Origin of the sequence: Acinetobacter sp. Marseille-Q1623, assembly GCF_902809895.1 — a bacterium.
Classification (GTDB): Bacteria; Pseudomonadota; Gammaproteobacteria; order Pseudomonadales; family Moraxellaceae; genus Acinetobacter; species Acinetobacter piscicola_A.
The window spans coordinates 128,412-154,520 of record NZ_CADDWG010000003.1; the positions used below are offsets into that span (position 1 = coordinate 128,412).

21 protein-coding genes are annotated in these 26,109 nt (G+C 40.5%); 12 read left to right on the forward strand and 9 right to left on the reverse strand.

Annotated elements, in window-relative coordinates:
• Positions 1–282 precede the first annotated feature (282 nt).
• The 7 genes from HUV91_RS16140 to HUV91_RS16170 all read left to right on the forward strand — a co-directional run bounded on the left by HUV91_RS16140 (position 283) and on the right by HUV91_RS16170 (position 14,379).
• The gene (locus tag HUV91_RS16140; protein WP_174494081.1) at positions 283–8,652 is read left to right on the forward strand and encodes an ESPR-type extended signal peptide-containing protein; all 8,370 of its coding nucleotides are present in this window, start codon (positions 283–285) and stop codon (positions 8,650–8,652) included.
• 65 nt (positions 8,653–8,717) lie between these two features.
• A complete protein-coding gene (tpgA, locus tag HUV91_RS16145) occupies positions 8,718–9,518 on the forward strand; it encodes a trimeric autotransporter adhesin/peptidogylcan-associated protein TpgA (protein ID WP_174494082.1) in 801 nt (266 codons plus the stop codon).
• A gap of 31 nt (positions 9,519–9,549) precedes the next feature.
• Positions 9,550–9,984, forward strand: a complete 435-nt coding sequence (locus tag HUV91_RS16150; protein ID WP_130075401.1) for a hypothetical protein — start codon at positions 9,550–9,552, stop codon at positions 9,982–9,984.
• Positions 9,985–10,320: 336 nt separating this feature from the next.
• Positions 10,321–12,150 (forward strand): dihydroxy-acid dehydratase, encoded by a 1,830-nt coding sequence (gene ilvD / locus HUV91_RS16155; RefSeq protein WP_174494083.1) that lies wholly within the window; start codon positions 10,321–10,323, stop codon positions 12,148–12,150.
• 65 nt (positions 12,151–12,215) lie between these two features.
• Positions 12,216–12,581 carry a hypothetical protein gene (locus HUV91_RS16160; protein WP_174494084.1) on the forward strand — a complete coding sequence of 122 codons (366 nt, stop codon included), beginning with the start codon at positions 12,216–12,218 and terminating at the stop codon, positions 12,579–12,581.
• Positions 12,582–12,776: 195 nt separating this feature from the next.
• Complete coding sequence (locus HUV91_RS16165; protein ID WP_174494085.1) at positions 12,777–14,111, forward strand: hypothetical protein; 1,335 nt, start codon at positions 12,777–12,779, stop codon at positions 14,109–14,111.
• Positions 14,092–14,379 (forward strand): chorismate mutase, encoded by a 288-nt coding sequence (locus tag HUV91_RS16170; protein WP_130075410.1) that lies wholly within the window; start codon positions 14,092–14,094, stop codon positions 14,377–14,379. The genes HUV91_RS16165 and HUV91_RS16170 overlap by 20 nt, the downstream gene beginning before the upstream one ends.
• Positions 14,380–14,440: 61 nt before the next feature.
• Here the strand turns inward: HUV91_RS16170 and HUV91_RS16175 are convergent, their stop codons facing one another.
• Positions 14,441–14,941, reverse strand: a complete 501-nt coding sequence (locus HUV91_RS16175) for a nuclear transport factor 2 family protein (protein WP_174494086.1) — start codon at positions 14,939–14,941, stop codon at positions 14,441–14,443.
• Positions 14,942–15,154: 213 nt separating this feature from the next.
• On the opposite strand from HUV91_RS16175, the gene HUV91_RS16180 reads away from it, so the two are divergent.
• Positions 15,155–15,898, forward strand: coding sequence for a sulfite exporter TauE/SafE family protein (locus HUV91_RS16180; RefSeq protein ID WP_174494087.1), 744 nt, complete (start codon positions 15,155–15,157; stop codon positions 15,896–15,898).
• A 12-nt stretch (positions 15,899–15,910) separates the two neighbouring features.
• Here the strand turns inward: HUV91_RS16180 and HUV91_RS16185 are convergent, their stop codons facing one another.
• Both HUV91_RS16185 and HUV91_RS16190 read right to left on the reverse strand, forming a co-directional pair.
• Complete coding sequence (locus HUV91_RS16185) at positions 15,911–16,816, reverse strand: LysR family transcriptional regulator (protein WP_174494088.1); 906 nt, start codon at positions 16,814–16,816, stop codon at positions 15,911–15,913.
• Positions 16,817–16,988: 172 nt separating this feature from the next.
• Complete coding sequence (locus tag HUV91_RS16190) at positions 16,989–17,207, reverse strand: hypothetical protein (RefSeq protein ID WP_174494089.1); 219 nt, start codon at positions 17,205–17,207, stop codon at positions 16,989–16,991.
• Between the two features lie 260 nt (positions 17,208–17,467).
• Here HUV91_RS16190 and dapB point away from each other — a divergent pair, with 260 nt between their 5' ends.
• Together dapB and HUV91_RS16200 are read left to right on the forward strand one after the other, a co-directional pair.
• A complete protein-coding gene (gene dapB / locus HUV91_RS16195; protein WP_130075472.1) occupies positions 17,468–18,289 on the forward strand; it encodes a 4-hydroxy-tetrahydrodipicolinate reductase in 822 nt (273 codons plus the stop codon).
• Between the two features lie 50 nt (positions 18,290–18,339).
• Positions 18,340–18,990 carry an START domain-containing protein gene (locus HUV91_RS16200; RefSeq protein ID WP_174494090.1) on the forward strand — a complete coding sequence of 217 codons (651 nt, stop codon included), beginning with the start codon at positions 18,340–18,342 and terminating at the stop codon, positions 18,988–18,990.
• A 56-nt stretch (positions 18,991–19,046) separates the two neighbouring features.
• Here HUV91_RS16200 and HUV91_RS16205 read toward each other — a convergent pair whose 3' ends face one another.
• Positions 19,047–20,219, reverse strand: a complete 1,173-nt coding sequence (locus HUV91_RS16205; protein WP_174494091.1) for an MFS transporter — start codon at positions 20,217–20,219, stop codon at positions 19,047–19,049.
• Positions 20,220–20,225: 6 nt separating this feature from the next.
• Positions 20,226–21,035, reverse strand: a complete 810-nt coding sequence (gene dkgB, locus HUV91_RS16210; RefSeq protein WP_174494092.1) for a 2,5-didehydrogluconate reductase DkgB — start codon at positions 21,033–21,035, stop codon at positions 20,226–20,228.
• A gap of 116 nt (positions 21,036–21,151) precedes the next feature.
• Here dkgB and HUV91_RS16215 point away from each other — a divergent pair, with 116 nt between their 5' ends.
• Positions 21,152–22,042 (forward strand): LysR family transcriptional regulator, encoded by an 891-nt coding sequence (locus tag HUV91_RS16215; protein WP_174494093.1) that lies wholly within the window; start codon positions 21,152–21,154, stop codon positions 22,040–22,042.
• Here the strand turns inward: HUV91_RS16215 and HUV91_RS16220 are convergent.
• On the reverse strand, positions 22,002–22,409 hold the full coding sequence (locus HUV91_RS16220) for a hypothetical protein (protein ID WP_174494094.1): 408 nt from the start codon (positions 22,407–22,409) through the stop codon (positions 22,002–22,004). The two genes, HUV91_RS16215 and HUV91_RS16220, sit on opposite strands and share 41 nt — an antisense overlap.
• A gap of 110 nt (positions 22,410–22,519) precedes the next feature.
• Here HUV91_RS16220 and HUV91_RS16225 point away from each other — a divergent pair, with 110 nt between their 5' ends.
• Positions 22,520–23,956, forward strand: coding sequence for a PLP-dependent aminotransferase family protein (locus HUV91_RS16225; RefSeq protein WP_174494095.1), 1,437 nt, complete (start codon positions 22,520–22,522; stop codon positions 23,954–23,956).
• 257 nt (positions 23,957–24,213) lie between these two features.
• Here HUV91_RS16225 and ahr read toward each other — a convergent pair whose 3' ends face one another.
• Genes ahr through HUV91_RS16240 form a run of 3 tightly spaced genes read right to left on the reverse strand, consistent with a single transcriptional unit; the run spans position 24,214 to position 26,103 of the window.
• Positions 24,214–25,236: an NADPH-dependent aldehyde reductase Ahr gene (gene ahr, locus HUV91_RS16230; protein WP_130075482.1), complete on the reverse strand. Its 1,023-nt coding sequence runs from the start codon at positions 25,234–25,236 to the stop codon at positions 24,214–24,216.
• A gap of 40 nt (positions 25,237–25,276) precedes the next feature.
• The gene (locus tag HUV91_RS16235; RefSeq protein ID WP_130075483.1) at positions 25,277–25,831 is read right to left on the reverse strand and encodes a DNA-3-methyladenine glycosylase I; all 555 of its coding nucleotides are present in this window, start codon (positions 25,829–25,831) and stop codon (positions 25,277–25,279) included.
• Between the two features lie 26 nt (positions 25,832–25,857).
• Positions 25,858–26,103 (reverse strand): hypothetical protein, encoded by a 246-nt coding sequence (locus HUV91_RS16240; RefSeq protein WP_107009059.1) that lies wholly within the window; start codon positions 26,101–26,103, stop codon positions 25,858–25,860.
• Positions 26,104–26,109 lie beyond the last annotated feature (6 nt).

Sequence of the window (26,109 nt, forward strand, 5' to 3'; positions counted from 1 at the left end):
AAGTTTTAAATTTCAACATTTGTAAGAAAAATTAATCAATGTTAATGGATTGTTAATATTTTGAATAATAGTAAATTTTTGATTAATATGGTTGAATATTAAGCAGTTAATCTAAAAATTGAATTAAGAGAGTGAATTAAGGTTTTAGTGTGATCAAAGTCGCATAATTTTGTTGATTTTTGACTCCATTCGTTATTTAATTGTAGTTAATTTTGTATGTTTTGTGTGCGCTTCAGAAAGAATACTAAAAACTTCTAAGTGCCACCCAATGAGGAATATCTAATGAATAAGATTTACAAAGTAATTTGGAACGCAACCTTAGGTATTTGGGTGGCAGTGTCTGAAGTTGCAAAGGGAAAAACCAAGTCATCTAAAGTGACAAAAATTCTTGGTGCTGCGACAGTCAGTTTGATGGTGACGTTTAGTCCAGATGCTGCTGCAAACTTATCTGTTTGTGGTACTACCGCATCACTTGGAACAACAGGTGCTGTCGTAGGGAATTCAACTAACACAAGTTTAGATGCTAACTGCGGTAGTGGTACTGCTTTAGCTCAAGCAGGTATTGGGGGAGCTATTGCGATAGGTGATAATCGCTATAACCCAACAACTGCCATTGGGAATGATAATTTAGCAATAATGTCTGGTGCGACAGCGACTAGTGGTGGAATCAATAGCACAGGAAATAATATAGCAATTGGTCATAATACTATAGCTACAACTACACTTAATGATGGAGGACGTGCTACAGCTGTTGGTTCTTTTGCTGAAGCGACAGCGGCATATGCGACTGTATTTGGTGCTGACAGTAAAGCATCTGCTGTTGGTGCAAGTGCATTTGGTTATCGTGCACAAGCAACCTCTTCTCGTACTACAGCAATAGGACAAGATGCTTATGCATCTGGATCGGCTTCTGTAGCAATTGGTGGTGCACAGAATTCTGCAATTACGAAAGGAACATCAACGGTTACAGGTTCTACTGGAAATCAAATACCTGGTTCTAGAACCCTAAACATTACAACAAATAGCGCAACTAAATTTGTTGGAAAAACACAAGGCTCTACAAATGGGCGTTATAGTTTTGATTTAAATATTTCTAATGGTTCGGCAACAGGTGGAACATATACATTACTAGATTCAAGTGATAATCCAATTACTGGTACAACAAGTACCTTGGATGCAGCAACAGCTCATGTGCTATATGAATCACTAACAAGTGGTGCTGCTGCTGCTGGGGGGGGGGCAGGGCAATCAGTTGCCATAGGTTCATCAGCATTGGCGCTTAGAAATCAATCCATCGCAATTGGTGCAGACTCATTGGCTTTAGGAGATCAATCAACAGCATTAGGTGCTAATAGCCGTGCTACTGGTGCGGCTTCAGTTGCCATTGGGGGGGATGATATTGACTCAGCACGTGGTAATAATACAGTTTATAAAGCGCTGACCGGAGTCGATTTACCATCAGGTTATATTTCTACACAAAGCTCTGGTGATGCTTCTACTGCAGTTGGGGTGCAAGCAAAAGCAAGTGGGCATTATGGTACTGCAATTGGTATGGCTTCAGCTGCGACGGGTAATCTATCAGTTGGTATTGGATCTAAAGCAACTGCTTCATCAGATGCAACCACGGCTATTGGAGTAAATTCATCAGCGAGTAAGAAATATGCTTCTGCAATTGGTTTAAACAGTACTGCATCAGGTGAGTATGCGACTTCTATAGGTTCAGGTGGTAATACAGTTTCGAAAGCGACCCAAGCAACTGCAGATGGTGCATTGGCATTAGGTGGTAATGCTACAGCAGGTGCACAAGCCACAAATACAGATGCAATAGCGATTGGTGGTCAATCTGTTGCTTCAGGTCTTGCTTCTATTGCCCAAGGTTTAAATGCACAGGCGATGGGTGCGCACGCAAATGCGTTTGGACGAAACTCAGTTGCTGCAGGGAATAATGCTCTTGCTTTAGGGGGGTGGAGTACCGATGGTACAACAATTACCTATGCAGGTTTGAATGGTGGGGCACCATATAATGGAAGTTTAGCTGCTCGTTATGCAACATCTATTGGTTCGACCAACGCTTTATTGTCGGGTTCTACTGTAGGTATTGGTAACCGTATCACAATTGGTAATAACAATCCGATTTCGACTTTAGCTGACTTAAATGATGGCGCATTGAATAAAATGTATGGTACGAGCAGCAGCTCACATGCAGTGGGTATTGGTGATAAGTTAACAATTAATGGTGGTTCGCGTTATGCGGTTGCCATTGGTGCAGATATTATTGTTAATCAAAATTCTCCAGACAGTTTTGCATTCGGTCGTGCAGCTGAAATTGGTACGGCATCACAAACAGCAGAAGGCGGTGTTGCGATTGGTGCAATAAGTAAAGCACAAAATACGAAAGCAACAGCGATTGGTTCTGGTAACCTTGCGACGGGTGCTTATGCAACAGCTATTGGTTCAGGTGGTGCCACAGTCACTCAAGCAACTGCAGATGGGGCATTGGCTTTAGGGGGTAATTCAATCGCAGGAGCAAAAGCGTCTGCTACAGATGCAATAGCGATTGGTGGTCAATCTGTTGCTTCACACATTAACACTGTTGCAATGGGGAAAGGAGCACAAGCCAAATTTAATGACAATATTGCCATTGGTACCAACGCAGTTGCGGATACAGGTTCGAATAGTATTGGTAGCTCTATTGCGATGGGTGCAAATGCATATACTTTAGGCATGTACCAAACGGCTGTTGGAACGGGCGCAAGAGCTACCACAAATCAAGCTGCAGCATTAGGTTATAAAGCAGGGGCTGCAGGTTCAGGTAGTGCGGCAGTCGGAACAGGTACTGCTTCATTAGGAACAGGTAGTACAGTTCTAAGTGCAGGTGCAGCTTCAAATGATTTAAAAGGCTTAACTGCTGGAGTTGCTACAGGAAGTGGCTTTAGATCAGTTACGATGTCAACGGCATATACAGGCCCGACTCAAACTTCAATTGCTGGTTCATTTTCAAATAATGGTCGTTTACCTACAAACTTTACATTTACTTTAGATGGAACTACGGGTGCAGTGACTGGTGGTACATTAGGTACTAAAACTCTTAATAAAGAGCAGGCATTGGCTGTTTATAATGCTTTATCTATGGGTTCAGCAATTGCCACAGAAGATAACTCAACTGCAGTAGGTTATAGCAGCCTTGCATCAGGCGCAGCTGCTACAGCATTGGGCGGTGGTGCATCAGCATTAGGGGCAAATGCGGTTGCAGTTGGTCGTGCTGAAGGGGTAGGTGCGAATGCGGTTGCTGTGGGATATGCTTCTCAAGCACTTGGTTCAGAGTCTACAGCTGTAGGTAAAAATACAGTCGCTTCAGCAAGTAATACGCTTGCTATTGGTTCAGGCGGAACAGATGCGAATTCAACCAAAACAACAGCTTCAGCAGTGGGTGCAATTGCCATTGGTGGTAATACAACTGCAGGTGCAAGAGCTCTTGGTACAGATTCAATTGCATTGGGTGGTGAGTCGATAGCAGGTTCAACAAGCAAAGCAAATGCTGTTGCAATTGGTAAAGGGGCAAAAGCGACAGGTCAAAATGCGATCAGTATTGGTACAGGTAATACAGTTTCTGGTGACAACTCTGGTGCTATTGGTGATCCAACTACTATTACAGGGTCAGGCACTTATACTGTCGGTAATAACAACGGTACTGTAGATGCTTCTGAATCTGGAATTATGGGGAATAATAATACCATTACTACGGGTTTAGGTATTACAGATACGCGTGTTATTGGTAATAAAAATACCATCAACTCCACTAAGGTGATGGTTCTTGGCAATGGTGTTACTGTTGGTGCAAATTTAGATGGTGCTGTAGTTCTAGGTGATGGTTCAACAGTTACCAGTGCAACACCGACAGCAAATGCGACTGTGACAGGTACAGCAGCAAATGCTAAAGCAATTAACTATGGTACTTTTGCTGGAGCAACACCAGATACTGGTGATGTGGTCAGTGTTGGCGCTGTAGGAAATGAGCGTCAAATTATTAATGTTGCTGCAGGTGAGATTGCATCAGGAAGTACGGATGCAATCAATGGTAGCCAATTATACGCAACTCAGGCGGTGATTAGTAATTTAGCAGGCTCTACTGCCGCTGCTTTAGGCGGCGGGGCAAGTGTAAATTCGGCAAATGGTGCGATATTGGCACCAACCTACTCATTGACGAATAATCCGAATGCTGCAACCAAAACTACATCAAATAATGTAGGTGGGGCTTTAACAACTTTAGATACGGCAGTGAATCAGCCGATTACATTTAAAGACGCTGCAACAGGTACAAGTGTCCAAAAGTTAGGTTCGACATTTGCGATTGTGGGTGATGGTAAAAATCTTTCAACTGTTGTGACAGCAGGGCAAGCAAAAATCAGCATGTCTGATACACCAACATTTACCAACGTTACAGCCGATCAAGTTACGGTAAAAGATGCACCGACTGCAGGTACAGATGCCACCAATAAAACTTACGTTGACGGTCAAGTTCAGTCTGTTGCAAATAACCCGTTAACTTTTGCTGGTGATACCGGAACTAATGTACAACGTAAGTTAGGTGAAACAACTAAAATTGTGGGCGGTATAACTGACCCAACAAAACTATCTGCAAATAATATTGGTGTTGTTGCAGATGGTACAGATAAGTTAACGATACAACTTGCAAAAGATTTAACAGGTTTAAACAGTATAGAAAGTAATACGATTAAACTTGGTGACGCAATCAACAATACTACATTGACCAGTACAGCGAATGGTCTGAATGTGGGTGGTGATAAAATCACTAATGTAGGCAAAGGCGATGTTTCATCAACATCAACCGAAGCAATCAATGGTAGCCAGTTAAATACTGCACAAAATAGTACAAGCAGTATTATTGGTGGTGGTGTGACCAACAATGCAGGTAGCTTAACGGGTCCATTCACGACCAATGGCAACAGCTATAGCAACATTGCTGAAGCGATTGAAGACCAAGCGAAGAAATCAAAAACCACAGTTACTCAAGGTGACAACATTGTTGTGACTTCAGGAACGAATGCAGATGGTTCAGTGAACTACGAAGTTGCAACAGCGAAAGACGTGAACTTCGATAAAGTCACTGTAGGCAATGTAGTGACTGATGGTGCAACAGGCAAAATCAGTGGCTTAACAGCAGGCGATGTTTCATCAACATCAACCGAAGCAATCAATGGTAGCCAGTTAAATACTGCACAAAATAGTACAAGCAGTATTATTGGTGGTGGTGTGACCAACAATGCAGGTAGCTTAACGGGTCCATTCACGACCAATGGCAACAGCTATAGCAACATTGCTGAAGCGATTGAAGACCAAGCGAAGAAATCAAAAACCACAGTTACTCAAGGTGACAACATTGTTGTGACTTCAGGGACGAATGCAGATGGTTCAGTGAACTACGAAGTTGCAACAGCGAAAGACGTGAACTTCGATAAAGTCACTGTAGGCAATGTAGTGACTGATGGTGCAACAGGCAAAATCAGTGGATTAACGGATGGTACGGTTGCGGCAGGTTCAACTGAGGCTGTGACAGGTAACCAGTTGAATGCACAAGGTGAAGGTGTTAAAAACATCATCGGCGGTTCAACACTTTATGATCCAACAACAGGTACATTAACCAACACCAATATTGGTGGTACAGGTGAAAGTACAATTGATGATGCGATCAAAAATGTAAATACAGCAGCCACTAAAGCGAAAACTACAGTTAGCCAAGGTGACAACATTGTTGTGACTTCAGGGACGAATACAGATGGTTCAGTGAACTACGAAGTGGCGACTGCGAAAGACGTGAACTTTGATAGCGTGACTGTAGGTAAAGGCGCAGACACAACAATCTTGACCAGCACCGAAGATGGTTTAGATGTGGGTGGTGATAAGATCACGAATGTCGGTGCAGGCAAGATAGCAACAGGTTCAACTGATGCTGTTACAGGCGATCAGTTGAATAAAGCCGCTGATAACTTGACTACAATCTTGGGTGGTAATGCAACCAATGTTGGCGGTAATGTAACTACAAGCAATATTGGTGGTACGGGTAAAAACACCATCAATGATGCAATTTCTAGTGTAAATACAGCAGCGACTAAAGCGAAAACGACAGTGACTGAAGGCGACAACATCACTGTAAGTTCAAGCACCAATGCAGATGGTTCAACGAACTATGAAGTTGCGACTGCAAAAGATGTCAAGTTTGATAATTTATCTGTAGGTCCTATTACTGTTTCGAAAAATGGTATTGATGCAGGAAATACACAAATTAAAAACATTGCAGCAGGCACAGCAGGTGGTGATGCTGTGAATGTAAGTCAGTTGAATGATGTTGTTAATAACAAAATTCAAAATGATGTGACGAGTATTATTGGTACAACTGATGGTCAACCAAGTGAACTATTTGAAACCTATAATGTGTCAGGTCAAAGTACAACTGATCGTCGTAACATTCTAGAAACTGTAACAAGCATTAATACGAAGGGTGCAAAATACTTCCATACTAATGCAGTAGATGAAAGTGTTGAAGCTGGTGTTGTTGGTGAAACAAATGACTCAAGTGCAGGAGGTAAAAACTCTACAGCAATTGGTGTTAATGCAATTGTCGCAGCAGGCGCAACAAGTACAGCAGCACTTGGTCATAATACTTTAGCAACAGATGAAGCAACTAACGCAGTCGTTGTTGGTTCGGGTTCTAAAGTTGGAGGAGCATCAACGATTGCAATTGGTCATAATGCGCAAGCATTGGGTCAACAATCAATTAGTATCGGTACTGGCAATATTGTGACCGGCAATAATTCTGGCGCTTTGGGTGATCCAAGTATTGTTGATGGAAATAGCAGTTACTCTGTAGGTAATAACAATAAAGTTGCTACAGATAATACTTTTGTTCTTGGTAATGATGTGACTCAAACTGTTGATGGTTCTGTGGTGTTGGGTAATAAATCAGCAGCAACTACAGGCGCTGGTGTTGGAGGTTATACACTTGCTCAAGCAACGACTGCGGATCGTGATGCAATTACTCAAACGACAAGTACTACAGGTGCGGTTGCTGTTGGTGATGCAACAAATGGTGTTTATCGTCAAATTACCGGTGTTGCAGCAGGTACAGCAGATTCTGATGCAGTCAACGTTGCGCAGTTGAAAGCAGTTGATCATCAAGTAACAACAACTCAAGGTGCTTTAGTTGATAGTTTAGGTGGTGGTTCGAAAGTTAACCAAGATGGCACAATCACTGGCCCAACTTATAATGTTGGTGGTGGCACACAAACTAATGTGGGCGATGCATTAGATGCTTTAAATACTAAAGTGAATAATGTAGATACCACTGCAAATGCAGGTTGGACAGTGAAAGCTGGTGATCAATCCCAAACTATTAAACCGAAAGCAACGGTTGAGTTTGTTGGAGATGACAATATCACTGTAACTCAAGAAAACGACAAAGAGGGTAATGCAAAACTTGCTGTCGAGTTGAATAAAAAGCTTGATGTTGAACAGTTAAAAGCTGGTGATACTGTAATTAATCACGGTGGAGTATCAATTGGACAAGTTGTACAGTTAGGTGGCACAGGCCTCATTATCCAAAATGGTCCAAGTGTAACAACAGCAGGAATTAATGCAGGTAACAAAGTAATTAGTAATGTTGCAGCAGGTCAAAAAGATTCTGATGCAGTGAATAAAGGTCAGTTAGATAGCGCAATTAGCAATATCACGAACCAAGTTGATCAAGCCAATAACAGCTCAGTTCAGTATGATAAAAAAGCTGATGGTAGCGTAAATAAAGACAGTGTAACTTTAGGTGGCGGTAGTAATGGTACAACCTTAACTAATGTCGCTGAAGGTAAAGTTCAAGAAGGCTCCAAAGATGCCGTTAATGGTGGTCAATTGTGGAGTGTGGAGCAGAAGGTTAATCAAAATACAAGTGATATTAACAATATCAAAAATGAGATTAACAATGGTTCGCTTGGCTTAGTTCAACAAACTGGAGGCTCAAAAGCTGATATCACTGTAGGTAAGAATACAGGTGGTACAACAGTGAATATGGCTGGTAAGGATGGTGATCGTATTGTCACTGGTGTTGCTGATGGTGCTGTGAATAAAGACTCTAAAGATGCAATTAATGGTTCTCAACTACATGCACAAAAAGTTGAAACGAATCAAAAAGTTGTTGAGTACTTAGGTGGTGGTGCTGCGATTGACAACATTACAGGTAGCTTCACAACTGCGCCGTCTTACACAGTCGGAGATAGTAAGTACAATAATGTTGGTGGTGCGATTGATGCGTTGAATAAAGCAGATCAAGAGCTTGGTAATAAGATTAACAATGTGAGCAACCGTTTAGAGCAAGCATTCCAATCGACTAACCAACGTATTGATGATGTTGAAAAACGTGCAAATGCAGGTATTGCAGCAGCAATGGCTCTTGAAAATGCACCGTACATTCCAGGTAAATACACCTACGCAGCAGGTGCGTCATATCACGGTGGTGAAAGTGCAATCGGTGTGACTTTACGTAAAACTGCTGATAATGGTCGTTGGTCGTTGACTGGTGGTATTGCGGCAGCGAGCGAAGGTGATCCAAGTGTACGTATCGGTATCAGTGGTGTAATTGACTAATTCACTAGACTAGGAAGATCTTCGGATCTTCCTTGGTTTTTCCCTATTTTAAGAGAGATAAATTAATGAAAACATTAAACACAATTTTGCTGTTCAGTGTGCTCAGCGGTCTAGTGACAACAATGAGTTCTGCTGCTGAAATTGATCCACAAAATACACCAGAAGAAATTAATTTTCCTGAAGTTAAAGACAGCTATTTAAAACAAGTTCATCGTTATGAATATGACGAAGTTGCACGTTTGGATAAAGGCTTAACAAAAGATCAAATCCGCTTTATTTTGGGTAATCCTCAATTTAATGAAGGCTTATTTTTTGTTAAAACATGGAACTATGTTTTAGATATCCGCCAACCAAATACGAATGAATATAAACGTTGTCAGTTACGTATAGATTTTAATAAAGATAAACTATCTGAAAATTTATATTGGAAAGGTGAAGAGTGCCAAGGCTTAATGGTTTATGGTGCAAATAACCAAGTTCCTCCACAGGCAGTCTATCCGGTGGATCAGCAACGTAAAAATGCAAATGTCTTATTCGCATTTGATCGCTATGATCCACAAGCAATTGACCAAAACTATAGTTCAGTATCAACTATTGTTGAACAGATTAAGGCAGATAATCCTGAGCGTATAGAAATATCAGGCTTTGCAGATCGTTTAGGGAAATATGCCTATAATCAACGTCTATCTGCAAATCGTGCCAATACGGTAGCGCAGCTACTCGTACAGCAGGGAATAAACCCAAATATTATTTCTTTACAAGGTAACGGTTCTACTACGGCTTATCAAGAATGTTCTGCACAAGCGAAAACATCAGGATTAATTCAGTGCTTGGCACCTAACCGCCGTGTAAATATACAGTGGTAAAATTAAATTTAAGGTTTTAAGGTAGAAATATATGCGTGTAAAATTATTAGCATTGAGTCTAATTTTGCTGTTTAGCTCAGCAACACAAGCTGAAGAAAAAATAGTAGAACCTCAACAGATTGTTGATATTTTACAACAGGTGCAAAATTGGGAATTAATTCAACCCAATACAGCCTGTAAAGAAAGCTATCAATTTTTACCTAAGGGCGATATTACGATTCAAAGTAATAAAGAAAAGGTCACTGGATTTTATCAATATATTTTGCCTCAGGATGAAAATAATTTACCCGCTTTAGGAATTACCTTTGAAACAGATAATCTTAAAGAGGATTGTAATGGAAATTCAAATAATGACGTAAATATATCCAACGTAAATTTTTTGAAGAAAGCGTCGAAAGATAAAATTTATTTATGCACTGATTATACGGGAAAAAATTGTCCTGTATATTTAAGACCAAAGCTTTAATATTTTTTAAAAGCCTAATCAAATGATTAGGCTTTTTAACATTTTAGAGGTGATTTAATTATAAAATTTACTTATTAAAAAATTAAAAAATATTCATGAAAGTTTGGTATTTAATTTATCTTGATCGCGCTATATTAATCTCATTCCTTATTGTTCTTAAATCTCCAATTGAAGATGTATCATAGATATGAAAAGGGTTACATATTCATTTGTTTGTGAATGACCTATAGTATAATGATGCAAATTTCATCAGATTTAAACTTATATTCATATTATTTGGCCAGAGTGAATCATTAGATTTAACTCAAGCATAACTTTCATTGGAAATAGATAACAATGCCTGACTATCGTTCAAAAACATCGACACACGGAAGAAACATGGCTGGTGCGCGTGGCTTATGGCGCGCGACAGGAATGAAAGATGAGGACTTTGGTAAACCGATTATTGCGGTGGTCAACTCATTTACCCAATTTGTACCAGGTCATGTACATCTTAAAGATTTAGGACAGTTGGTTGCTCGTCAAATTGAACAAGCAGGTGGTGTAGCTAAAGAGTTTAATACCATTGCGGTTGATGATGGCATTGCAATGGGGCATGACGGTATGCTCTATTCACTACCTTCACGTGATTTGATTGCAGACTCAGTAGAATACATGGTGAATGCACACTGTGCAGATGCGATGGTGTGTATTTCCAACTGTGATAAAATCACTCCGGGAATGTTGATGGCATCTATGCGCTTGAACATTCCAGTGGTGTTTGTGTCTGGTGGGCCAATGGAAGCGGGTAAAGTCAAAATCCGTGGTAATGAAAAAGCCATTGACCTTGTTGACGCCATGATTGTTGCAGCAGATGACAACTTTACTGACGAAGAAGTGGCTGAATACGAACGTTCAGCATGTCCAACCTGTGGTTCATGTTCAGGGATGTTTACTGCAAACTCAATGAACTGTTTGACGGAAGCTTTAGGTCTATCTTTACCGGGTAATGGTTCAACACTTGCAACACATGCCAACCGTAAAAAATTATTTGAAAAAGCGGGGCAGTTGATTGTTGAAATCACCAAACGTCATTATGAACAAAATGACTATAGTTTGTTACCACGTTCAATTGCGACCAAAGCTGCTTTTGAAAATGCAATGACGCTTGATATTTCGATGGGTGGTTCTACAAATACAGTTCTACATTTATTGGCTGCGGCGAATGAAGCTGAAGTTGACTTTACCATGACAGACATTGACCGTTTATCTCGTAAAGTACCTGTATTGTGTAAAGTTGCGCCAGCAAAACAAGATGTCCATATGGAAGATGTACATCGTGCAGGTGGGATCATGTCAATTCTTGGCGAGTTAGATCGAGCAGGTTTGCTTGATACTTCTGTGCCGACTGTACATGAAAAAACCTTAAAAGATGCTTTGGATAAATGGGATATTATCCGTACTGAAGACGAAGAGGTTTACCAATTCTTCCGTTCAGCACCGGGCGGTGTTCCAACGCAAACTGCATTCTCTCAAGATCGTTACTATTCACGTTTGGATGGTGACCGTGAGGGTGGTGTGATTCGTAATGTTGCTAATGCATTCTCACAAGATGGTGGTTTGGCAGTACTTTACGGTAACATCGCTTTGGAAGGCTGTATTGTTAAAACTGCAGGTGTGGATGATTCAATCTTGAAATTCAACGGCACAGCACGTGTTTTTGAAAGTCAGGATGCTGCTGTAGACGCAATTTTGGGTGGAAAAATTACTGCAGGTGATGTAGTGGTGATTCGCTACGAAGGTCCACGTGGTGGTCCAGGTATGCAAGAAATGCTTTACCCAACTAGTTATTTAAAATCAAAAGGATTGGGCAAAGATTGTGCCTTGTTGACGGATGGTCGTTTCTCTGGCGGTTCATCAGGTCTTTCCATTGGTCACGTTTCACCAGAAGCGGCTGAAGGTGGTGCAATTGGTTTGGTTGAAGATGGTGACCGTATCGAAATCGATATTCCAAATCGTACCATTCACCTTGCGGTTGATGAAGCAACCATGGCTGCACGTCGTGAAGTACAAGAAGCTAAAGGTTGGCATCCTGCTGAAGAGCGTCCACGTAAAGTCTCTAAAGCGTTAAAAGCTTATGCAATGCATACCACCAGTGCTTCAAAAGGTGCAGTACGTGAACTCTAAGTTTTAAAGTTTATTCACACTATATAAAAGCACTCACAGGTTGAGTGCTTTTTTAAGGGATGAAAATGGGAATTGAAATCATCATATGTGAAAAAGATAAAATGATTCATGGATTTTATTTAGGCTCGTATAGCGCTTTTTATTTACAGATTCCGAAAAAGCTTTTAGTGACTTTCCCATTATTTGAAAAACTGATTGCTGATTCAGGAACAGATGAGCCATTAAGTTTATCGGGTGAAACAGTATTAATGGAACTGATATTGGAAATGAGATTACTTTTGCTCAGCGTGGGACAGCAACAATCTAATTTGAATCAATTATTTGTATATGATGATTTTCCAATGAGTGAACAACTTTATTTAGAATTGAAATCATTTTACGATACGTTAAGAGCTCAAAATTTAGATACATGCTCAATAACTGTTTGCTGATAAAAAAATAATTGACCTAATCGTTTAAATTTTATTGAATTTTTAGTTATTGATCACTTGCTATTGAATTGCTATAAATTTTGTTTGACTGAGTGGGATTAATTTTTTCAGCATCTTCAGTCAATGAATGATATCCTTGAGCGAGTTTCAATCACATTTTTTTCCATGACTCAGTGCTTTTCCGAGGCTTATTCCATGTCACTGTTACGCCGTTGGTTTGATCCAATCCGATCGAGTTGGTTTTATGCAAAACCCACCCGTCAAGAGGTGTTACCCACGGCACAAGGGCTAAAAATTTATTTACGTTTAGATGATGTGTATAGCTATTTAGCTGTACAACAATTAACGCAATTGGATGAGATTTTAAATGATGATTTGAAGCCACTGAAAATCATTATTTCGGATACGACCGCTGAACCACCCAATGGTATGAGTATTGAAGAATGGCGGAATTATAGTCTAAATGATGCCAAGATTTTAGCCAATCAGCACCGCTTTAGTTATGACGAAGAAAAACCAGAACAACCCACACAAGAAGCCTTACAGCAAGCCGAAACTATTTTGCGTAATACCCCATTAACAGGTCAAAATTTTCTGTATTTACTTGAAGATGTGTTCCATATGTTATGGCAGCAACAATACGGAAAATTACGAATGCTGTTTGTGATGGCAAGTAAACAACAAAAAGAACAACATTTTCCAGAAAGAATCTTTGATCATACGCCTGTTTTAGAAAGCTATTTTGAATTTGGTGGACGTCAATATCATGCCGTAGATGATTTATTACGTTTAACACGCCGTTTAAAACAGCAAAAATTATTGATTGATAATCCTATTTTCTTGATTAATCACATCGAGTGGCGTGAACATCTGATGAGTGATGCTGAGGAGCTTGCTGAAATTCAAGCGATGCATCCTGAGTTAAATTTGTATATTGCGCTTGAAGATCCGATCAGTTGGTTATTGCTCGCGTATATTAAAGAAGAACTCGCTAATTATTATAATATTCAGTTGAATGTTTGTCCTTTAACGTACCATGGACGGGACTTTTTTGATTGGAGCTTGGCAAGCCGTTTGTCAAAACGTACCGAAGTAAAGTTTACGCCATTTTGTCGTCCAACGGCGGACAGTATTTTAAATATGGCACAGCTTTTCTATAGTGTGGATGAAGAACAGCGCACCGATGCGATGTATACGATTTTAGAAGCAGTATGGACAAAGGGCAAAGACCCTTCATGTAAAGCACATTTACAAAAATTACAACAAGATCTAGGAATTGAAAAACTTGCAGATGTAGATGTCGCATCGTTCTTAGAGGAAAATGATCAACGTTGTGCAGAGAAACACCAACCTGATTTTCCAGTGTTAGAACTGACAATTGAAGGAAAACGTTACGTATTTAATAGCTTATATCGCGTTTGGATGATTGAAAGTATTTTCAGTAATGTGTTAGAACAGAAGTACAAAAGTGATAATGATGCAGAGCTAAAAGATGCAGAACACCTCAGCGATGAAAAAAGAAAAATGTGAATCACTTGAACAAGCCCGAGTGCATATTGATGAAATTGATCAGGCTTTAATTGAAATGATTGCTGTACGCCAGTTTTATGTCGATCAAGCAACTCGTTTTAAGCGTACTGCTGAAGATGTTCAGTCTCCTGAACGTGTGCAACAGGTCATTAATAAAGTCCGAGAAAAAGCCAATCAATTACACACCGACCCAGATTTGGTTGAAAAGATTTATCGTGAAATGATTCAGCATTTTATTCAACGAGAATTAAAAGAAATCCGACCATAAATCAAAAGCTGTAGTTTTACTACAGCTTTCTCATTTGAACGTAAGGAAATGATCTTAGGGGTTATTCACCTACACTAAAGCCACGTCCATTATTTTGAATTTCCCATTTTCCAGATTTACGGAACGAGCGAGCTGAAAGATAGGTATCTTCCATAAAGCGGAAATAGATGATTTGACCATCAACCACTTTTGCCCAAATTGAAAATGGCGAGGTAAAACGATAATCTACTTCGACTGAGGTATAAGTGAATTGGCCAAAGACCGCTACATCTTCATTTTCAGCCAAAGCTTGAGTGATTTGGAAATCATTCACTTCCCAATATGTGCCGACATTGGAAAATGTATCAATATAAATTTGACGGCCTCTACGCACGCCGCACCATGGCTCAATCGCTTCAAGTTCTTTATTCTCAAAACTTAGAGACATATAAGTTGCATCTTCTGCAACCAATTTTTCAGCGGCATGTTTAACATTTTCTTTTGATGAATTGGCTAAGAAAGCTAAGACCACATCTTTAGGATTTTTTGTTTTTAATGCATTTTCAATCAAATCATTCGACATTGGATCCACCTACTGTGATGATAAAAATTATGAATGTGATGATCATTATGCTGTGAATGGGATCCCAAAATAAAGTTGGGAAATAATATGCAGAATATCAAAAATAGGATATTCGAAGCCTCAATATTTTATTGAAGCTGACTTCTAAAAAAGCTGATATTTCATTTTAAAAATTTTTTGTAGCATGACCTAAAATATGATGAGGCGCATGTCGTGCTAGGTTTTGTTATTGCTGTCTTTGCGATTGCAGGGATGATTAAAGGGACGATCGGCTTAGGTTTACCTGCTGTGTCGATGGGGTTATTAACCTTAATGATTAGCCCATTTCAAGCAGCGACTTTGTTGATTGTTCCTTCCGTAGTGACCAATATCTGGCAACTTTTTGCAGAAGGACAAGTCTGGCGTTTAGTACGCCGTTTTTACCCCTTACTGCTCGGCATTATCCTTGGATCAGTTTTCAGTATTTTTCCCACTTTAGGACATGCCAATGATCATTTTCACAGTGAAGCGTTATTGGGAGGCATGTTAGCTTTGTATGGGCTTTATGGTTTATTTGCTAAAAAGATGCCAAATCTTGCACCCTATGAAAAATGGTTATCGCCTGTGATGGGCTATTTGGGAGGTGCATTAACTGTGGCAACGGGTGTAGTGGTTATTCCTGTGGTGCCTTATTTACAGTCTTTACGACTAAAACGTGACGATTTGGTACAGTCTTTAGGTTTGGCATTTACCGTATCGACTTTTTGTTTAGCTGCTTTTTTACACTTTAACCCCGTGGATGATACGCCCATCGATTATCAACTGTCTTTGATGGCGTTATTTCCTGCACTCATAGGGATGTGGTTAGGCACAAAAATCCGTTATCGCATCTCCGAGCAAAAATTCCGTAAAGTATTTTTCTTTGGCTTAGTGCTTTTTGGTATGTACTCGGTTTTACACCAATTTGCTGTGCTTTAACAATGCTATGGATCAGTCCAAAATCAATTTGTTTTTTTGTGAAATGAGAAATTGAGCAAAGTGTTGATAAGCGGTAGGGAGTATATCAAACTGTGCAGCCGCCAATAATAATTTTCGATTTGCCCAAGCACCTGACAGTTCAATTTGATGAAATTTATACAATTTATTCAAACGTTGTGCTGCACGTTTTGGAATGATAGCCACTCCGACACCATCAGCAACGACGTGTGCAATCGCTGCAAAATTGGGTAAACGTAAGCGATATTGCATCGTGCAATTTAAGCGTTTGGCTTGTGCTTCAATGGACTGTTGTAACGAATGATATTGCATCAGTCCCACAAAGGGATAATTTAAAATTTCGGATAAATTTAAAGTTTTATGCTGCGTGAGCGCATGTTGTTGTGGGCAGATCAGCACCAAAGGATCGGGTGAAAAGTCTAAAGTGTGTAGATTTCGGGAATTAAAAAAACTAGAAATTAAGCCTAGCTGAGCAGTGCCTTTTTCAATTGCTTGAATAATATCGTGACTTTCAGCTTCTTTGAGCTCAATTTGAATATGCGGATTTTCGACTAAATATTGTGGTAAAAGTATCGGTAAATATTCACTTTGTGCCGATGAATTACACCATAAAGTCACCTGTGTTGCTAAGTCTTGCGCAAAGGGAGACATGGCGTGTTGGAGCTGCTGTTCTTGTTGAATCAGTCGCTGTGCTTGTTCAGTAAAGACTTGACCTGCGACAGTTAATTTCACACCCAATGCATGACGGGTAAAGAGCGTGGTATTAAATTGTTGTTCAAGTTTTTTAATACGTTCACTGGCTGCTTGTAATGAAATGGCAGAGCGTTCAGCCCCCTTGGTCAGGCTACCGGTATCCACAATATTTAAAAATAAATGTAAATCGAAAAAGTCGAAACGCATAATAAACAACAGTGAAATGAGCTTTTCATATATTAAACAGGATTTTGTTGAAATAGCGCAGTGTTCTTGTATGTTCATCAAACAAATTTTGGACATAACGACAAAGCACACCGTAATGTTCTTTGTCGAAGCTCTATGATTAAAGGAAAATTTTGTAGCGTTGACAGGCAAATTATTCGGCAGCATCCTCAATCACAGGTGCATCAATTACTGTGGGATCTGAAGTGTCATCTGTTGTAGATGTTTTAGTTTCAGTATTTGTGGTCTCGATATTTGCTGTTTCCACTGCATCATTTGCTGCAGCCATCGCAGCATCCAGCGCATCATCTGCCCATGCACTTGACATGATGCTAGAAAAGAAGACGACAAATGCAATTTTTTTCAAATTCATGGGAATATCCTATATCTTTATTGTGATGATGAAGTTCTCATTTTCGCTATCACTTAAACTTCAACAAAAATATAGAAAAACATTTTTCGCTTTACAAGTGTGTCATTTTGAAAAAAATTGCGCATTTCGGTCAACTATTTCGAGTGCAATGCAAAAATAGCTGAGATATTTTTGCCGAATTTTCAATAACGCAACTTAGCCTCTTCGCAGAGTTTTGTTATAGTAGATAAAATTTTAAACATAGATTTAGGAAGATCAGCATGTCAGCTACTCCACGCATTGGTATTTTGGGTGCAGGTGGTCGTATGGGTCGTACATTGATCCAAGCGGTACAACAAGCAGGTTATCAATTGGCAGCAGCCGTTGAGCGCCCAGAAAGTTCATTAATTGGTGCAGATGCAGGTGAGCTTGCAGGCATTGGTGCTGTTGGCGTGAAAGTCGTGGGTAGCTTGGAAGAAGTACTTGCAGATGTGGACGTTGTAATTGATTTTACTGCACCTGCGGCAACTGAAAATAACTTAAAACTCTGCCGTGAAGCAGGTGTGGCGATGGTGATTGGTACCACGGGCTTTTCAGAAGAACAAAAACAAGTTTTAAATGAATCAGCAACGCAAACACCTGTAGTTTATGCCGCAAACTACTCTGTGGGTGTGAATGTATCAATTAAATTACTTGAGCTTGCTGCAAAAGTTTTTGGTGATACGGTGGATATTGAAATCATTGAAGCACACCATCGTCATAAAGTAGATGCACCATCAGGTACAGCACTGATGATGGGTGAGGCGGTTGCTGATACGTTAGGTCGTGATTTGAAGAAAGTCGCTGTTTATGGTCGTGAAGGGCATACAGGTCCACGTGAACGTGAAACTATTGGTTTTGAAACCATCCGTGGTGGTGATATTGTCGGTGAACATACGGTGATGTTTATTGGTGAAGGCGAGCGTGTTGAAGTGACCCATAAAGCCACCAGTCGCATGAACTTTGCATCGGGTGCGGTACGTGCAGCGGCATGGGTTGTAGGTAAAGATGCTAAAAAATACGATATGAAAGATGTTTTAGGTTTAAATGATATTCAAGCTTAAAGCATAATCCATTATGATCTAAAACAACGAAATCAATTTGAATAAAAAAAATGAAAAAAACAGTGATGTTTCTTGCAGGTGTAGTCAGTGCCATGAGCCTGACTACACAGGCTGCTGCCCCAAATGATATCAAGCTTAGCCTTGACAAAAACAATATCAAAGTATGGACATTTAAAGCCCCGAACAATACGGTGATGTCTTATAAAGCAGAAACCACTTTGGATGTGCCGATTGAACGTGCGGTTGCATTGGTTTTTGATGTGAATAATGCGCCAAAATGGGTGCCGAATGTGGCAAAAGCTGAAGTACTTTCCCGTGATGATAAAAAAGGTGAATTTACGCTCTATATGGTTTTGGATTTTCCATTTCCACTCAAAGACCGTGATATGGTGGTGAAAGGAAAAATTTCCAAAGACAGTAATGGTGTAATCAGCATTAAAAATAAAGCGATTACACAAGGTAAAGCCCCGAATGCGAACTTTGTACGTTTAAGGAACTATGAAGGTGATTGGACTTTCCAAAAATTAGCAGCCAATAAAGTTAAAGTCAGTACCACAGGATTTGCCGATCCCGAAGGCGCTATTCCACAAAGTGTGACCAACATGCTAGTCGAGCAGCAGCCGTATCAGATGTTGCAAAAAATGAAAGCTGAGTTGGCTAAAAATAAGGCATTGCCTGCGTTACCTGAAATTTTAAAATAAATCGTACAAAAGTGAAGATCTAAAAATCCCACCCATTTGATGGTGGGATTTTTTATTTACGATTTAGATGAATACTGAAGTTTTGCCTCAGGTAAGCGCATTTGCAGCCCAACCAAGAGCAGCCCTAGAGCGGTGAGTAATGCACCTGTAATCGATACCATGACATAGCTCATGCCTAGACTGAGTACGGCACCGCCTGCTGCTGCACCCACAGCATTTCCTAAGTTAAATGCCCCAATATTGACAGATGATGCCAAACCAGGTGCCTCATGTGCCACAGACATGACGCGCATTTGTAAGGGAGGAACTACAGCAAAAGCGGCTGTGCCCCACACCACCAATGCCAAAGCTGCACCGATATGCGTAGTTGCCAAAATAGGGAAGAGCAACATGGACAGCATCAGCAATAACAAAAAGCCGGTCAGGGTTTTAGTTAAAGATTTGTCTGCAAGTGTACCGCCTAAATGATTACCAATTGAGAAACCCACCCCGATCAGCACCAACATGAACGTAATAAAGCCTGGACTTGCATGGGTAATATTTTGCAGTGTTGGTGCAATATAAGTGTACAAGGTAAACATTGCACCTGCGCTCATCACCGTGGTGAGTAAGGCAAGCATGACAGGTAGACGGGTCAGCACCTTTAATTCAGCTTTGACATTGGGACGTTGTCCTGCAGTTCCCTCAGGCAATGCCTTCCATAAGCACAGCATGGTGACGACACCCAAAACAGCAATAGCGGCAAAGGACATGCGCCAACCAATATTTTGCCCAACCCATGTGGCAAGCGGAACACCGCCAATATTGGCAATGGTCAGCCCCATAAACATAGTGGCAACGGCACTGGCTTGTTTTTCTTTAGGCACAACACTAGTTGCCACAATGGAACCAATCCCAAAAAACACGCCATGATTTAAACTGGTCAGGATTCGTGCGCCCATCAGTCCCCAATAAGTGGGTGCTATGGCGGCTAAAATATTCCCGACCGTGAAAATACTCATAGCAAGAATCAGGGCTTTACGTTTGGGAAAATGTCCAAACCATAGCGTCATGATTGGTGCCCCAATCATCACACCCAAGGCATAAGCGGTAATCAGCATACCTGCGGTGGGAATGGAAATATTCAGGTTTTCCGCAATCTGTGGCAAGAAACCCATGGGAGAAAATTCTGTGGTGCCAATGGCAAAAGCCCCAATGGCAAGCGCAAATAAAGGAAAATTAATTTTCATTGTGGATTAGTCCCAAATCGGTGCTAAGCCTTCAGGATCAACTTCTCGTCCATCGCGTTCCAATTGTGCAATCCTCTGCATTTCTTCAGCAGTGAGTTGGATATCCTGTGCTTTGAGATTGGCGATCAGATTTTCACGTTTGGTTGATGATGGAATCACAGAGAAGCCTTTTTGCAATGCCCAAGCCAAGGCAATTTGTGCAGTTGACGCTTGATGATGTTGAGCAATTTCAGCCAAAACAGGATCTTGCAAGACTTTGCCATATGCCAACGTCATATATGAAGTCACATCAATATTTTGCGCTTGTAAAAATTCAACAACTTTACGGTTTTGTAAATATGGACTGAGTTCAATCTGATTGGTGGCAATATTTTCCACACCTATCGCAGCAATCGCTTGTTGGGTCAAATCAATATTGAAATTTGAAATACCAATATGTTTGGTCAGACCTTGTTGTTTTGCCTGTAACAGGTTTTGCATCATTTCAGCGACTGAAATACCTGTGCTTGGCGCAGGCCAATGGATCAGCGTTAAATCTACCGCATCCGTTCTGAGCTTTTGTAAGCTGTCTTTTAAACTTGGAATCAGTTTGTCTGCTGAATAATGTTCTGTCCAAATTTTTGTGGTGATAAATAACTCATTTCGGTTGATGTGGCTTTCAGCAATGGCTTGCCCCACTTCTGCTTCATTGCCATAGATTTGTGCCGTATCAATAGCACGATAACCGACATCCAAAGCCGTTTTTACCGAATCAATGACGGTTTGACCTGTTAAGCGGAAGGTTCCAACACCGAATTGCGGAATGATCGTATTCATGGATATTTCACATTGTTTTTGAGATTATGAGTATTGTGCAAGATTTATTGTTGCGGACAAATATAATATTCTGCAAAATATTATTGATTTTTAGTCAACAATAAACTGTGATAAAAATGAAATCCACCTTAGAAGAATTACAGGCATTTATCTCTATTGTTGATAGTGGCTCCATTGTTGGGGCAGCAGAGCAGTTACGTCAAACTACTTCGGGCGTGAGTCGAGCCTTGCAGCGTCTTGAAACCAAACTCAATGTAACTTTGCTTGAACGCACCACACGCAAATTAAAATTGACGCAGGAAGGACAAATATTTTTAGAAAAAGCCCGTAAGATTGTGCATGATCTGAACGAAGCAGAGGATGCCTTACTCAAATCAGACAACGATACTTCAGGCATTGTACGGGTCGACTCCGCAACGCCTTTTGTATTGCATGTGATTACGCCGTTGATTCCTGAGTTTCTCGCGCTATATCCCAATATTCAGATTGAGTTGAACAGTAATGATCAAATTATTGATCTGCTTGAACATAAAACAGATGTCGCCATTCGTTTTGGGCAATTAACCGATTCAAGTCTACATGCTCGCTTGTTGTGCAAGAGTCGTTTATATATTGTGGCAAGTCCTGAATATTTAGCAAAAAATGGCAAGCCGCAAACGCCAAAGGACATTCTCAGCCATCAACAAATCGGTTTCAGTAAAGTAGCGCATCTCAATACTTGGCCGATTCAGGTTGATGGTCAGTATTTGACAATCAAGCCTCAAATTAAGGCATCCAATGGTGAAACGGTACGCTTAATGGCCTTAGAGGGTTTAGGTATCACTTGTCTATCTGCTTTTTTGATACATCGAGATATCAAGCAAAAGCGTTTGGTGGCTTTATTTGAAGATCAAATCGAGTTATATGAGCAGAGCATCCATGCCGTGTATTATCAGCAAGAGCACTTGCCGAAGCGTGTCCGTTTATTCATTGAGTTTTTAGCGCAAAAGCTGTCAAAGTATCGATAGTTTTTTGTGGCGGTAAATCCAAACTGAGCAAATTTTGTTTGCTATTTTGTGTTTGATTGACCAAACGCACTTTAAAATGTTGAGCAGTATCCTGCTGACATTCAAAATTTAAATTCTGCTGTGTCGGCATGTTGAGGCGCATCGTAATGTCACTGCTGACACGGTAAGTGTATGCTCTAATCGGTGCTGTATGTTGTAAAGTCGGCTGTAAATGTTCAAGTTGATATTCGCCCAATCGTTGCGTTTTTAAAAATCCTTCAATCAATGATTTACAGATAAAATGCTGTTGCTGTGCGATTTGATTGGTGGCTTGGGGTTGGCAGGCACTGAGCAATAAAGCTGTCGTCAGTAACGTGAATATTCTCATTATTTTCTCCTTTCAAATCATTTCAGTTGCAAGATGGGGCTGTGAAAGAAGCATAAATCTGATAGTTTTATAGGTACAGATACAACAAATATTAAAATTTGGGTACAGATATGGCATTTCAATACCAAAGTTTGGCACAGCAACTTGCACAGAAAATTTATAGTGGTGAATTGAAAGTCGGTCAACGTCTATGTTCATTGCGTCAATTTGCCCAGCAGCAAAGCATTAGTTTGAATACGGCGAAAAGTTGTTATGAATTGCTTGAAGCACAAGGCTTGATTTATGTGAAGGAAAAGTCAGGTTATTTTGTGCAATCACAACAGGATGCACAACGCATCGCTGTGCCTGATCATCCGAGTTTTCCATCCCGACCACGTGAAGTGTCAAATTTAGAATTACAAATACAAATTCATGAAGCCTCAGCCAATAACCGTTTGGTACATCTAGGTTCGATCCAGTTATCACCTGATTTCGTGCCTGTAGAAGCCTTGAGACGTTCGATTCAACGTGCACTAAAACACTGTAAACCTGAGGATTTTTTATATAATAATCGGCAAGGTCATCCCACTTTACGTGAAGCGCTGTCCGCGCATTGGGCGGAAGATGGCTTTTATATTGCCAAAGAAGATATTTATATCAGCAATGGTTGCATGCCTGCATTGTCCATGATGATTCAGAGTGTCAGCCATGAAGGTGACAGTATTATCGTGCCCACGCCTAACTATAATGGGCAATTGCAACTGTTGGCATTGTTAAAGCGTAAGATCATTGAAATTCCTGCCAATACTGAGGGTTTTGACTTGCAGCGTTTAGAACAAGCCATGCAAAAATCAGGTGCAAAAGTTTGTTTATTGACCGCAAATTTTCAAAATCCTTTGGGCTTTTGTCTGAGTAATGCTGAAAAAGAAAAAATTGCTCAACTTGCTGAAAAATATCAGTGTTATGTAATTGAAGATGATATTTATGCCGAATGTAGCTTCAATGCTAAACGTCCGTTACCGATCAAATATTGGGATCGTGCAGGTTATGTGATTTATTGCAGTTCAATTTCCAAGTCTTTATCGCCGTCTTATCGTTTAGGATGGTTTTGTTTGCCACAGCGTTTGAAGCATTTGCATGCCAAGTTGATTTTACAAAATGTGTCGGTGAATACGCCGTTGCAGTTGGGGCTTGCCGATTTGATTTTTAGTCGGGCGTATCGTCAGCATTTAAGTGAATTAAGACCTAAATTGATGGCACAGGTGGAGCAATATCGTCAGTTTATTTCGCAGGCTTTTCAGGGTGTGGAGATTCGATTGAATCAACCGCAGGGCAGTTATGCGTTGTGGTTACAGTTTCCTGAACAGGTGGATAGTTTGGCGCTGTATTATCATGCGCAAAAGCACAGTATTAATATTGTTCCCGGTTTAATTTTTGGTGAAGATAATCGTTATAACAATTGTATTCGTTTAAATGCAGGGCATCAGTTATCGGATGAGATTCGAGCAGCGATTGTGTTGTTAGCGGATTGGGTGAGAGGGGAGTTAGCTTCTGAAAATGTGGCTTAATTTATACCTTTAATCCCTCCCTTGTGCAGTAATACTGCTCACCTTTGAAAAAGGGGGGAGCTTTACGAATTAGACGTCTAGCCAATACGTAACATTCTCCACTTTGAAAAAGATGAGTAGCAAGGCTACGAAAGAAGATGAAGGTTTTTAATTACCTCTCCCCTTACGAAACAGTGTTTCTCATCTCCTGAAAGGAGAGGGAATTTTCATTATGAATTGTAAGTATTTTAAAATGATTTGTAATTTGGATATTTGACTTAAAAATCCGCCTTTAACACAATGCGATAACGTGCCTGTCCTGAGTGTAGTCGCTCCAAAGCATCATTAATTTTTGACATCGGATAAAGCTCAATTTGTGGTGCAATGTTTTTACGCGCAGCAAACTGTAGCAATTGACGTAAGGCAAATGGTGAACCCGTTGGTGAGCCTGTCACTGATTTTGCGCCACTGATTAAAGTTCCCGCAGGAATTGGCATTGGGTCAAGAACCATACCCAACATATGAATCGTACCATTGGGTGCAAGTGTGTTCAGGTAGGCTTTCCAATCTAGGCTGACATTGACTGTACACAGTAACAGATCAAATTTGCCACGTTGTGTTTTTAAAGCATCAACATCACGGCTATTGACCACATGATCTGCGCCCATGGCTTTGAGTTCATCGGTCTTATCTAAACTTGAAGTAAATGCTGTAATTTCACAGCCCCAAGCTTTCAGTAGTTTAATCGCCATATGACCTAGACCACCAATGCCAATGACACCAACATGGTGAATGGCTTGAATCTGATGCTTTAAAATGGGGTCAAATACAGTGATCCCCCCACACAGTAAGGGTCCTGCACTTTCAGGTTCTAGGTCTTCAGGTAGAGGAATAATCCATTGCCAACCTGCACGGACTTTATCGGCAAAACCACCTGCATGCCCAACAATGGTCGCTGTTTTACCCCCTGTACAAAGGACTTGTTGACCACTGACACAAGGGTCACAGTGTTGGCAGCTTTCCGCAGTCCAACCAATGCCGACACGCTGTCCGACTTTTAAGCCTTTGGCTTCTGAACCAAGTTGAGTAATCGTACCAATAATCTCATGACCACCCACCACAGGATAAACAGCATTGCCCCATTCATTGTTGATCACGGAAACATCGGAGTGACAAAGTCCGCAATATTCGACTTTGACTTCAACTTGATGCGCTTGTAATTCGCCTGCATCAAATGTGTAAGGTACAAGTGTGGCACCTGCTTGCAAAGCTGCATAAGCATGGATGGTATTATCTGTCATGTGAATCCTTCCTGTTATTTTGAGTTTTTAATGAAAAATATCAGCGAAATGCGCAATCATTTTCATGGTCATTGACCATACCTACCGCCTGCATAAAAGCATAGACTGTGGTTGGTCCAACAAATTTAAAGCCTTTTTTCTTTAAGGTTTTCGATAACTGCTGACTGATTTCAGTCTGAGCAGGGGCGAGTTTGTAGTCAGGTACATCATTGATCTGCTGTTTTTGATCGACAAAATCCCATAGCCATTGGACAGGATCTAAACCTTCAGCTTTCATGTTTTGCCAAGCGATGGCATTGTCACGAATGGCTTTGAGTTTACCAAGATGACGAATTAGACCTGCATCCTGTAATTTATAGTCAAGATGCTGATCGGTCAGTTGTGCAATTTCAGCAATAGGACGATGAAAAAAATGCGTCCGATAAGCTTCGCGTTTTTTCAGGACGGTAATCCATGACAGACCTGCTTGCTGTCCTTCTAGACACAGCATTTCAAATAAATGCTGTTCATTGTGATTGGGCTTGCCCCATTCATGATCATGGTAATGGATATAAATCGGGTCATTGGAGCACCAGCCACAACGCTTATTTGTCATTTTTAAGTGCTCCTGAATTTTATTTTTTAAAGTTTAAATTCGACCCATTGATCGGTTTTATTGTCCCAATAAAATAATTCAGACTGTTGCAGCTCGTTGAAATTTAGCCACAAATCTTTACCTGTCTTATCTGCAAAACCTGTACTGATCAGCAAAGCTTCATCGGTGATTTCCATAATCCAGCCTTGATGGCTTTGTCCATTAAAGACAATTTTTTGTTGATTGCCTGATTCTGCAAATTCAACCAAACGCTCAAGCACTGCTTCTGACATGGAATA

Bases quoted from the DNA above. Each gene is read 5' to 3' on its own strand.
- HUV91_RS16185 (WP_174494088.1), bottom strand. From the start codon at position 16,816: ATGCGTTTCGACTTTTTCGATTTACATTTATTTTTAAATATTGTGGAT.
- HUV91_RS16165 (WP_174494085.1), top strand. From the start codon at position 12,777: ATGTCACTGTTACGCCGTTGGTTTGATCCAATCCGATCGAGTTGGTTT.
- HUV91_RS16190 (WP_174494089.1), bottom strand. From the start codon at position 17,207: ATGAATTTGAAAAAAATTGCATTTGTCGTCTTCTTTTCTAGCATCATG.
- HUV91_RS16220 (WP_174494094.1), bottom strand. From the start codon at position 22,409: ATGAGAATATTCACGTTACTGACGACAGCTTTATTGCTCAGTGCCTGC.
- dkgB (WP_174494092.1), bottom strand. From the start codon at position 21,035: ATGAATACGATCATTCCGCAATTCGGTGTTGGAACCTTCCGCTTAACA.
- HUV91_RS16225 (WP_174494095.1), top strand. From the start codon at position 22,520: ATGGCATTTCAATACCAAAGTTTGGCACAGCAACTTGCACAGAAAATT.
- HUV91_RS16170 (WP_130075410.1), top strand. From the start codon at position 14,092: ATGAAAAAAGAAAAATGTGAATCACTTGAACAAGCCCGAGTGCATATT.
- HUV91_RS16150 (WP_130075401.1), top strand. From the start codon at position 9,550: ATGCGTGTAAAATTATTAGCATTGAGTCTAATTTTGCTGTTTAGCTCA.
- HUV91_RS16175 (WP_174494086.1), bottom strand. From the start codon at position 14,941: ATGTCGAATGATTTGATTGAAAATGCATTAAAAACAAAAAATCCTAAA.
- HUV91_RS16160 (WP_174494084.1), top strand. From the start codon at position 12,216: ATGGGAATTGAAATCATCATATGTGAAAAAGATAAAATGATTCATGGA.
- dapB (WP_130075472.1), top strand. From the start codon at position 17,468: ATGTCAGCTACTCCACGCATTGGTATTTTGGGTGCAGGTGGTCGTATG.
- HUV91_RS16205 (WP_174494091.1), bottom strand. From the start codon at position 20,219: ATGAAAATTAATTTTCCTTTATTTGCGCTTGCCATTGGGGCTTTTGCC.
- HUV91_RS16235 (WP_130075483.1), bottom strand. From the start codon at position 25,831: ATGACAAATAAGCGTTGTGGCTGGTGCTCCAATGACCCGATTTATATC.
- ahr (WP_130075482.1), bottom strand. From the start codon at position 25,236: ATGACAGATAATACCATCCATGCTTATGCAGCTTTGCAAGCAGGTGCC.
- tpgA (WP_174494082.1), top strand. From the start codon at position 8,718: ATGAAAACATTAAACACAATTTTGCTGTTCAGTGTGCTCAGCGGTCTA.
- HUV91_RS16240 (WP_107009059.1), bottom strand. From the start codon at position 26,103: ATGTCAGAAGCAGTGCTTGAGCGTTTGGTTGAATTTGCAGAATCAGGC.
- HUV91_RS16215 (WP_174494093.1), top strand. From the start codon at position 21,152: ATGAAATCCACCTTAGAAGAATTACAGGCATTTATCTCTATTGTTGAT.
- HUV91_RS16140 (WP_174494081.1), top strand. From the start codon at position 283: ATGAATAAGATTTACAAAGTAATTTGGAACGCAACCTTAGGTATTTGG.
- ilvD (WP_174494083.1), top strand. From the start codon at position 10,321: ATGCCTGACTATCGTTCAAAAACATCGACACACGGAAGAAACATGGCT.
- HUV91_RS16200 (WP_174494090.1), top strand. From the start codon at position 18,340: ATGAAAAAAACAGTGATGTTTCTTGCAGGTGTAGTCAGTGCCATGAGC.